The following is a 1,928-nucleotide window of genomic DNA, read 5'->3' as shown; positions in this document are numbered from 1 at the left end:
GTTGGTCGATGTGTACCCCCACAGTGGACTTTCACCACCTAGATAGTTGCCATGCCTGGCACACAAGAAAAAGCTGCCTTAAAGACAGCTCCGATATTCAGCAACGCACCTTTTAGTTCAACAAGGTTATGGAATGGGAGAACACTACTCATACTCATACTCATAATCACCAGTTACCAGCTCTACCTTTTCTGGTATTATTTTTTGAAGAGAGTCTATTGTTGAAAAGTGTTCATCATTTGAGAACGCAGTAATATAATCACCATCATACCCTACCCAAAACATAGTGGAACTTTTAGCTAAAGTTGCTATCGAGGTATTGGCTATCCACTTTAATTTAACTAGTCTGGTTCGGCTATTTTTAGTCTTTTTTACAGGATAAGGTGACTCATGTTCCCTTTCCTCTAGTCTGAATACATCCTGTTTTAAGGACCATAATGATAAGTTCAACATGCTTCCATTCCCGTACAAATAAGGATAATATTCTTTAAATTGCTGCAGGCTGCGTATAATTGCCTTTACAAAGAGCGTGTCTTTACGACTCCCCTTCATATAATTAAACTCTATATTTTGCATCTTAAACAGCTCTTCGTACTCTGCTTGTTGAAAATTATAGATTTCCGCAAGTGAATAAATAGGGTAATAATCTGGGCTATCCATCCAATTACAAAAGAATTCTTCATGGGTATCTGTATAAAACTCTACGATATATTGGAACTCACCGTTAATCTCAAAAGGATAAGTGGCTTCTTCCCCCGGCATAGTTATTATTTTTTCGGGAGGGAAGTAGCTTATTTCTACCCTCATTTTAATCGCCTCTCTTAAAGGTTCGAATAGTTTATTTTTTTATAATACCACGTGAAACCGTTGTTTTCGCTGGCTTATTAAACTAACCTACCCCGTTAGTTCAATAAGAAAAAAGAGTTGCGTATGCAATTTTTTTTGCAGAACGTGTGCCAGTGTAGTTTTTTTGAACATCGTTGAAAGCCTTGTTATATCTAGGTTCAAACGATTGTGCATAAAAAGCTGTATAGGAATAGAATAAAGAAAAACACTTAAAATATTGATATGACAACGTTTTAAGTGTTTTGTTGTTGTATCAACAAACTTTGATTTGGGATTGGTTTCTCAGCTGCGTATGTATAATTATTCTTATTGTTTTTTTCAAAGTAAGCTACTCACCTGTGTGTGAATCCATAAGCTTTCCTGTCTTTAAATCGTAAATTTTATAATCCATTTCCCACATACGGTCTTTGGTCACCGTAATCTCACAGTAATAAGGAATTGATTTGCCATAAGCATCAAGGTTAGGAATCTCCATGAAACTAAATTGTTCGTCTGTATTAAACATATTGAAAGTCGAATCAGAAGAACGACCAGATGAAGATATTTCTATCGTACATTTTCCATTAACAACATCAAAGTCTTTCGTTATTACATCTTTTAGACTTGGAATGGTCATCCATAAAAGCAGGAGTCCCACTAGAAAACCGCCCAGCATTTTAATAGTCTGCCAAAACTCAATTTCTCGCTCTATATGCATATGAATAAAAAATATCACTGTGAATATAACTAAAAACACACCTAAACCAAATAACAAATAATAAATTAAAATAATAATCCCTTCCCTACAATAAATAATTACTATATTTACGTTAATTCAATTATAAAAGTTTCAAAAGTTATCATTATAACCTTTCCAAAGCGAGATTTGATATGTTCATTTCAGATCATAGCAACATTCAATATAGTTATGGAATTTATAGTTTCACTTTTATATATCTGTTTAAAGTAACTTTCCACTCCTTCATATTCAACTAAACTGCCCCGATAGTTGCAATCGAGTAGAGGGAAAATAAATGTATTATTTTCGCCCCTCTCACAACACCGTACGTACGGTTCGCGTATACGGCGTTTCAATTTATATC

At 34.5% G+C, this 1,928-nt stretch carries 3 protein-coding genes; all 3 read right to left on the bottom strand.

The features are described from left to right. Positions 1-144: 144 nt before the first annotated feature. Positions 145-807 carry a hypothetical protein gene (locus ACQKKK_RS26205; protein ID WP_427620018.1) on the bottom strand — a complete coding sequence of 221 codons (663 nt, stop codon included), beginning with the start codon at positions 805-807 and terminating at the stop codon, positions 145-147. 367 nt (positions 808-1,174) lie between these two features. After that, complete coding sequence (locus ACQKKK_RS26200; RefSeq protein ID WP_427620016.1) at positions 1,175-1,483, bottom strand: hypothetical protein; 309 nt, start codon at positions 1,481-1,483, stop codon at positions 1,175-1,177. Between the two features lie 242 nt (positions 1,484-1,725). After that, the coding region (locus ACQKKK_RS26195) for a hypothetical protein (RefSeq protein WP_427620015.1) at positions 1,726-1,928 on the bottom strand (203 nt) is incomplete at its 5' end.

Origin of the sequence: Peribacillus sp. NPDC006672 (assembly GCF_050274955.1) — a bacterium.
GTDB lineage: Bacteria > Bacillota > Bacilli > Bacillales > DSM-1321 > Peribacillus.
The sequence above is the reverse complement of the archived record's forward strand: the minus strand, read 5'-3'. Positions and strand labels throughout refer to the sequence as shown.